This is a genomic window from Kineococcus indalonis (assembly GCF_009906395.1).
Lineage (GTDB): Bacteria > Actinomycetota > Actinomycetes > Actinomycetales > Kineococcaceae > Kineococcus > Kineococcus indalonis.
On the sequence record NZ_JAAALM010000170.1, the window covers coordinates 1 to 7,414 of the forward strand.

Consider the following 7,414-nt stretch of genomic DNA (forward strand, 5'->3'; position numbering starts at 1 on the left):
GTGTGCACGTCGAGGCCGAGCGCACCCGCTGGCTGTTCGCGCGCACCGACGCGCTGGAGCGCAGCGGCGGCGGGTCCTGGCGAGGGGGCGGGCTGTACCTGGCCTGGGGGCAGCGCAGCGCGGGCTGGTCCTGCCGGGTGGGCCACCGCCCGGAGGGGCTGGCCCCCGCCGCGCAGGATGCCGCCGGCGCGGCGGGCCTGGAGCTCGTGCTGCTGGTGCGCCCCCGGGCGGCGGGCTGGGACCCGGCCACCGGCGCTCACCTGGCGCGCCGCCTGGCAGTCCGGCTGCGCGAGTCGCTCGGCGCCCGCCGGGTGCACCTGGACACCGCCGGCGCCCCCGGGGAGCCGCCCACGGAGCCGCCCACGGAGCTGGCGAAGGAGCTGGTGGAGGTGCTGGCGGAGGTGCACCGGGCGCTGCTGCTCTTCGGCGCCGCGCCGTTCGGCGAACCGCCCGCGCCCTGAGCGCGGCCCGCCTGGCACGCTGGCGCGCGTGGTGGCACTCCCCGCGGGTCCCGGCGCGCCCCGGGGCGTCGCCGGTGACGGCGCGGAGGCCGTCCCGGCGCTGCTGCGGCCGGTGCGCGGGGGCGCGGTGCTGGAGGAGGGCGCGGTCGTGGACGGGCGCGGCTGGCTCGCCGCGGCGGCGCACCGCGACCTCGTGCTGGCGATGGCGGCCGCGGCCGCGACCCTGGGCCACGACGGCCTGCAGCGCCCCCTCGACCCCGACGAGGCGGTCGTGGCCTGGGTGGAGCGCGAGCGCGCGGCGGCCGCCGGCACCGCCCGGGAGGCGGACCTGGAGACCGTGCTCGTGCTGGGCGGGTGGCGCTCGGCGCTGCGGCGCCGGCGCGGGGGCGGCCTCCCCGTGCCCGCCCACGTGGTCGTCCGCGTGCCGGGCCGCCCGGCGCTGCGGTGGCTGGCGGAGCACCGCCCGGGGCCGCTGCTGGACTTCACCGCCTCCCGCAGCGAGGGGGCCCGTTCCGCCGACCGGGGGGCGGGCACGGCGCCCGACGTGGTCGACGACGTGGTGGTGGCCTTCCAGGGCACCTGGCCCGCCGAGCACGGCACCGCGGAGCACCGGGCCGCCGCCGGGGTGCACCGCGAGTACCTGCGCAGGGCCGCCGAGGTCGGCCTGGACCGCCCGGTCCGGCCGCTGGAGGACGCGCGCGCGGAGGCGCACCGCTGGAGCGCCGGCACCGACGAGGGCGCCGGGGAGGGCGCCGGGGAGGGCGCCGACCGCGGGGGTGCGCCCGCGCGCTGGCACGACCTCGGCGCCTACGTGCACGGCCGCGGGGCGGGCGAGGTCATGAGCACGGCGCGGGCGCTGGCCTACCGGCGGGCCGGCGTCGGCGCCGAGGAGGCCCTGGCCCTCGAGGCGGGCGGCCGCCCGCCCGGCGACGAGGAGCTGCGGGTGCTGCGCGCGCTGCGCGGCTGACCGGTCCCCGGGCCCCTCCGCGCCGGGGCGGGGGTGTCGTACCCGGGTGCGATGCTGCGCAGCAGACGTGGTTCCCCCCGCACCGTCGCCCGATCGGAGGTGTGCACGTGTCGACCCTGAAGAAGCCCGCACCCGCCCCGTCCCGTCCGCCCGCGCCGCAGGGCCGCACCAGCGCGCCCGCCCCGGGCGGCACCTGGTACGTCGTGGCCGCCACCGGCGGCTACCGCGAGCCGCGGTTCGCCTCCACCGCCGACCGCGACGAGGCCGTCGCCCGCTACGAGGGCTGGGCCGACGAGGCGGACCCGTGGACCGGCGAGCGCGTCGACCTGGTGGAGATCACCTCCGAGGGGTGCCGCTCGCTGCTGCAGAACACCGGCGCCACGGCCCCGCCGTTCTGAGCCCGGGCCGCGCGCCCCCGCGGGCGTGCGGCGCTCAGGACTCCTCCTCCACCTCCTGGCTCCAGCGGCGCGCGCCGGGGTCCACGAAGCAGTCCACGCCGCGGTGCTCCACCTCGACCTCCACCGCCAGGCCCCGCACCTGCTGGGAGGCGGCGGCGACCTGCTCCGCGCTCGGCGCAGGCAGTTCCGCGCACGGGCTCGTGCCGCTGCACGCGGTCAGCGGCAGCACCAGCAGGGCGGCCGCGGCCGCCAGGGGTGCGCTCTTCCTCGCACGTCGATCCACGCGCGGATCGTGGCACCGCGCCGGGCGGCGCGACGGGCATTTTCCGCGACGCCTCCCGGTGGCCCTCCGCGGCCGGCGCGGTGCGCTCAGTCCTCCTGCGGCGGCGCGGGCCTGCGGTCCGGCTCCAGGATCGAGCGGGCGTGCACCACCAGGGCCGGGTCGGGCCGCCCGACCACCGAGGGGTCCTTGCCGTCGTAGGGGAAGCGGTTCAGCACCACGCGCATGGCCTCCAGCCGCGCCCGCTTCTTGTCGTTGGTCTTCACCACCGTCCACGGCGCGTAGGAGGTGTCCGTGCGCTCGAACATCGCCTCCTTCGCCGCGGTGTAGTCGTCCCACTTGTCCAGGCTGGCCAGGTCCATCGGCGACAGCTTCCACTGCCGCACCGGGTCGATCTGCCGGATCGCGAAGCGGGTGCGCTGCTCCGCGCGCGTCACCGAGAACCAGAACTTCACCAGGTGGATCCCGTCGTCCACGAGCATCTGCTCGAACAGGGGCACCTGGTGCATGAACCGCTCGTACTCCTCCGGCGAGGCGAAGCCCATCACCCGCTCCACCCCGGCGCGCGTGTACCAGGACCGGTCGAAGAGCACGATCTCCCCGGCCGCCGGCAGGTGGGGCACGTAGCGCTGGAAGTACCACTGGGTGGACTCGCGGTCCGAGGGCTTCTCCAGCGCCACCACCCGCGCCCCGCGCGGGTTCAGGTGCTCGGTGAACCGCTTGATCGTGCCGCCCTTGCCCGCCGCGTCGCGACCCTCGCACAGCACCACCAGGCGCTCACCGCTGTTCTTGATCCACTTCTGCAGCTTCAGCAGCTCGATCTGCAGGGACCGCTTCAGCGGCTCGTACTCCGCCCGCGACAGGCGGTGGTCGTAGGGGTAGTCCTCCCGCCAGGTCTCCACCGGGCGCCCGTCGGCCCGCACGAGCACCGGCTCGTCCTCGTCGTCCAGGACCGTCATCCCCGCCGACGCCACCAGGTCCACCACGACCCCGACACCTCCCGAGCTCGAGCACCACGGCCGCCGCGACCGGGACAGCGTCGACGCTAGAGCAGTCGCCGCGACCGCACCCGCCGGACCGGCGGCGAGGGTCAACCCCGGCGGCCCACCTGCCGATGGGAGAGGGTGCTCTCCCGACTGCGCGACGTGAAGGTCGCCCCCAAGCTCTTCGCCGGGTTCGGCGTCGTGTGCCTGCTGCTGGCCGTCGTGGTCGGCGTGGGCATCTCCCGCCTGCAGTCCTCGCAGGCCAACCTCGACAAGCTCTCCACCCTCGGCGTGGCCTCCGTCGAGGGCGTCGGGGAGGTCCGAGCGCTCTTCCTGCAGGGCCGCATGGACATCACCAACGCCGCCCTGGTCACCACCCCGGCCGGCGTGACCGACAACGTGGAGGCCATGCAGGCCACCGACACCGCGCTGGACGAGGCGTGGCAGGCCTTCCAGCAGACGGCCTCGCCGGAGTCCGCCGAGGAGCGCGCCGCGTTCGAGGACGAGCTGGCGCAGTACCGCTCCGCCCGCCAGGAGCTGGTCACCTTCGCGCAGGCCGGGGACGTGGACGGCTACATCGCCTTCCGCACCAGTGACGTGGCTCCGCTCGCCGCGGAGATGATGGACGAGCTGGAGACGCTGGCGAGCATCGAGAGCGACGGGGCCGCCACCCTCGCTGCTGAGGGCAAGAGCGACGTGCGCACCGCCGTGATCCTGCTCATCGCCATCGGCGCCCTGGCGATCGCGATCGGGATCGCGGTGGCCGTCACCGTCGCGCGCGGCATCGCCGGCCCCCTGGCCCGCACCCTGAGCGTGGTGCAGGGCCTGGCCCACGGGCGCCTGGACGCGCGCGTGGGCTACAGCGCGCGCGACGAGGTCGGCCAGCTGGCCGGCGCGGTGGACGCCACCATGGACACCCTGACCACCACCATGCGCCGCATCGCCGCCGCCTCCACCACCCTGGCCGCCAGCTCCGAGGAGCTGTCCGCGGTGGCCACCCAGCTGTCCTCCGGCGCCACCCAGGCCTCCTCGCAGTCGCAGGTGGTCTCCGCCGCCACCGAGGAGATCTCCGCCTCCATCTCCACCGTGGCCGCCGCCGGGGACGAGATGAGCTCGGCGATCCGCGAGATCGCCACCTCCACCGCCGAGGCCTCCTCCGTGGCCAGTGCCGCGGTGGCCAACGCCTCGGAGGCCTCCGCCATCCTGGAGCGCCTGAGCGCCTCGAGCCGTGAGATCGGCGAGGTCGTCAAGCTGATCACCTCCATCGCCGAGCAGACCAACCTGCTGGCGCTGAACGCCACCATCGAAGCGGCCCGGGCCGGGGAGATGGGCAAGGGCTTCGCGGTGGTGGCCGGGGAGGTCAAGGAGCTGGCCCAGCAGACCGCCCGGGCCACCGAGGAGATCATCACGCGCATCAACGCCACCCAGACCGACGCCGGCGCGGCGGCCGGGGCGATCTCGCAGATCACCGAGGTGATCGGGCGCATCGACGCGCTGCAGGCCACCATCGCCGCGGCGGTGGAGGAGCAGTCCGCCACCACCAGCGAGATGGTGCGCAACGTGGGGGAGGTCTCCACCGGCAGCCAGGAGATCGCGGTGAACATCTCCGGCATCGCCGCTTCGGCCGATCACACCACCGCCGGGGCGAACCAGACCGCGGCCACGGCCGGGGAGGTCTCGGCGGCGGCCAGCGAGCTGAACGAGCTGGTGGGCTCCTTCACCCTGCCGCGCGCCTGAGGGGCACCCCCCGGCACCCCCCGCACCAGCACCAGCACAGGAGGGCCCGGTGCCCCCGCCCGACGGCGGGGGCACCGGGCCCTCCGGCGTCCCCGCGGGGGCGCGCCGTGCACCGCCCGGCCCGCGGACCTGGGAGCATCGCCCCGTGGGACTGGGCGACGGGCCGGACTGGCGGGACGACTACGAGTGGTTCCGCCTCGACGACCTGCCCGCCGAGCACGACCCCGACGACGGCCCCGACCCCTTCACCGACGCGCTGCGCGCCCTCGTGCGCGAGTACCCCGTGTGGTCCGGCACCGGCGGCGTGACCCGCGTGCTGCTCGTGGACCTGGACAACCTGCGCGCCGTGCGCGGCCGGCTGCGCGCCCGGCTCGGCGTGGTGGTGGAGCTGGCCCGCCAGGCCGACCACGTCACCCTCGCCGGCCAGGTGGGCGCGGTGCAGCGCTCCCGGCCGTGGCTGGCGGAGTTCGCGCGGCGCGCCCAGCCCGTCCAGGCCGGCCCCGACGTCGCCGACCTGGTGCTGCTGGAGGCCGCGGCCGAGGTCCCCGGCCCCGCGGAGTACCTCGTCGTCAGCAACGACGGCATCTTCGCCGACCTCGCCGAGCGCGGTGAGCTGACCGTCCTGTCCCCCGGCGTGGACGCCCTCAGCGACCGCCTGCACGGCGCCGCCAGCCTGCTCGTGGACCTCGCCGACCTCGAGGCGCAGGCCGCCGCGAGCGTCTGAGCGCACGGTCCCAGCCCGGTCAGGCGCTCCCCACAGCCCCGCCACAGGTCCACCGCCGACACAGGAGGTGCGGGTCGCACGAGCGCCCCGCACCGCTGAGCAGGAGGACACCGTGAGGATCACCAAGAGGGTCGTGGCCGCAGGCACCGTGGGCGCCGTCGCCGCCGGGGGGCTGGGGCTGGTGCTGCTGGGCGCGCCGATCGCCTCGGCCGCCGAGGGCACCACCGGCACGTCCAGCAGCACCGGCGCGGGCGAGCGCCTGCAGCGCCTCAAGGACGCGCTGGCCGGGCTGGTCACCGACGGCACGCTGACGCAGGAGCAGGCCGACGAGGTCGCCACCACGCTGGACTCCTCCGAGGCGCTGCGCGGCGGGCCGGGCGGCGGGCGCGGCGGGCGCGTGGTCGACCTCACCGCGGCCGCGGAGGCGATCGGCGTCACCGAGGACGAGCTGCGCACCGCCCTGCAGGCCGACGGCGCCACCCTGGCCGGTGTCGCCGCCGAGCACGACGTCGAGCGCCAGGCCCTCGTCGACGCCCTCGTCGCCGCGGGGGAGGAGCGCCTGGCCCGGGCCGTCACCGACGGGCGCCTCACCCGGGAGCAGGCCGACGCCCGCAGCGCCGAGCTGCCCGACGCGGTGGCCGCCGCCGTGGACCGCGAGCTCCGTGCCGGCGGGCCCGGCGGTCGGCGCGGCGGCCCCGGCACCGACGACGGCACCGACACCGACACCGACGCGGACGCGGGCGCCGCGGCCGCCTGAGCGGACCGCGGGCGGGACCGGCTCCGGCCGGTCCCGCGCGGGTGCCCGCCCGCGCTGCGCGGCACCCGCCCGGCGCGGGAGGTCGCCACGGCACCGCACCTGGCGGCAGGATCCGCGTGTCCGCGCGCGCGGACCCGGACCCGCAGGAGGCGCCCGTGCCGTCGCCCTTCGCCGCCGACCGCCTGCCCGACGGCAGCCGCCGCTACGGCCACCGCGCGGTCCTGGCGCGCCGCGCGCTGCTCGCCGGGATCGTCGCGGCCGGCGCCGGCACGGCCGCGCTCACCGCCCGCCCGGGCGGCGGCGAGCGGGCCCCGGCCGGGGCGGACCCCGCCGTGCACGACCCCGTCCTGCAGGCCCCCGTCGCCGCCGGCGGGCCGGTCGAGCCCCCGCCGGGGTTCTCCACGAGCGACCCGGCCAGCCCGTGGGTGGTCGTCAACAAGCGGCACCCGGTCACCCCGCCGGACTTCGTGCCGCCCGCGCTGGCCACGGTCGGCGGCAAGGAGGTCGCCGCCCTCGTCGCGCCGGACCTCACCGCGCTGCTCGCCGCGGCCGGGGCGGAGGGGGTGCGGCTGACCCTGACCAGCGGGTACCGCTCGGCGGGGCACCAGCGCGCCGTGCACGAGCGGGCCGTGCGGCGCGACGGCGCCGAGACCGCCGAGAGCCTGTCGGCGCGCCCGGGCCACAGCGAGCACCAGACGGGCCTGGCGATCGACTTCGGCAGCGCCGTGCAGCCGGGGTGCGCGGTGGAGGACTGCTTCGGCCTGACCGACGAGGCGCGCTGGCTCGCCGAGCGCGCCGGCGCCTTCGGGTTCCTGCAGCGCTACACGGCGCGCAACAGCCCCGTCACCGGGTACGCCCCCGAGTCCTGGCACTACCGGTGGGTGGGCGCCGACCTGGTGGCGCGCATGGCCGAGCGCGGCGTGAGCACGCTGGAGGAGTTCTTCGGCGTCACCGGCGGGCCGCGGTACGCCTGACGGGGACGGCCCGGCGGTCGTACGGTCGCCCCGTGCCCAGCGACGACCGCACCGCAGGACCCGGCGAGCAGCACCTCGACGGCGACGAGCGCGCGGCGGTGCCCGGGGAGGGGCGCGCCCGGCGGGGCTGGGG

General features: G+C 77.5%; 9 protein-coding genes. 7 read left to right on the forward strand and 2 right to left on the reverse strand.

The annotated features are described in order from the left end of the window. The 3 genes from GTR00_RS10245 to GTR00_RS10255 form a co-directional block, all read left to right on the forward strand. Positions 1 to 461, forward strand: a 461-nt coding sequence (locus tag GTR00_RS10245; RefSeq protein ID WP_166611526.1) for a hypothetical protein, incomplete at its 5' end; no start/stop codon positions are given. A 28-nt stretch (positions 462 to 489) separates the two neighbouring features. Further along, positions 490 to 1,428 carry a hypothetical protein gene (locus GTR00_RS10250; protein WP_166611527.1) on the forward strand — a complete coding sequence of 313 codons (939 nt, stop codon included), beginning with the start codon at positions 490 to 492 and terminating at the stop codon, positions 1,426 to 1,428. A gap of 107 nt (positions 1,429 to 1,535) precedes the next feature. After that, on the forward strand, positions 1,536 to 1,826 hold the full coding sequence (locus tag GTR00_RS10255; protein WP_166611528.1) for a hypothetical protein: 291 nt from the start codon (positions 1,536 to 1,538) through the stop codon (positions 1,824 to 1,826). Between the two features lie 34 nt (positions 1,827 to 1,860). Here the strand turns inward: GTR00_RS10255 and GTR00_RS10260 are convergent, their stop codons facing one another. Together GTR00_RS10260 and ppk2 are read right to left on the reverse strand one after the other, a co-directional pair. Continuing rightward, entirely contained in the window at positions 1,861 to 2,109 is a 249-nt protein-coding gene (locus GTR00_RS10260) for a hypothetical protein (protein ID WP_166611529.1), read from the reverse strand. An 86-nt stretch (positions 2,110 to 2,195) separates the two neighbouring features. After that, a complete protein-coding gene (gene ppk2 / locus GTR00_RS10265; RefSeq protein ID WP_166611534.1) occupies positions 2,196 to 3,065 on the reverse strand; it encodes a polyphosphate kinase 2 in 870 nt (289 codons plus the stop codon). Between the two features lie 165 nt (positions 3,066 to 3,230). Here ppk2 and GTR00_RS10270 point away from each other — a divergent pair, with 165 nt between their 5' ends. From GTR00_RS10270 to GTR00_RS25740, 4 genes are all read left to right on the forward strand, one after another. Then, positions 3,231 to 4,826: a methyl-accepting chemotaxis protein gene (locus GTR00_RS10270; protein WP_166611530.1), complete on the forward strand. Its 1,596-nt coding sequence runs from the start codon at positions 3,231 to 3,233 to the stop codon at positions 4,824 to 4,826. A 145-nt stretch (positions 4,827 to 4,971) separates the two neighbouring features. Further along, positions 4,972 to 5,550, forward strand: coding sequence for a hypothetical protein (locus GTR00_RS10275; RefSeq protein ID WP_166611531.1), 579 nt, complete (start codon positions 4,972 to 4,974; stop codon positions 5,548 to 5,550). Positions 5,551 to 5,662: 112 nt separating this feature from the next. After that, positions 5,663 to 6,307 carry a hypothetical protein gene (locus tag GTR00_RS10280; RefSeq protein ID WP_166611532.1) on the forward strand — a complete coding sequence of 215 codons (645 nt, stop codon included), beginning with the start codon at positions 5,663 to 5,665 and terminating at the stop codon, positions 6,305 to 6,307. A gap of 116 nt (positions 6,308 to 6,423) precedes the next feature. Further along, the gene (locus GTR00_RS25740; protein ID WP_166611533.1) at positions 6,424 to 7,281 is read left to right on the forward strand and encodes a M15 family metallopeptidase; all 858 of its coding nucleotides are present in this window, start codon (positions 6,424 to 6,426) and stop codon (positions 7,279 to 7,281) included. Positions 7,282 to 7,414: the final 133 nt, after the last annotated feature.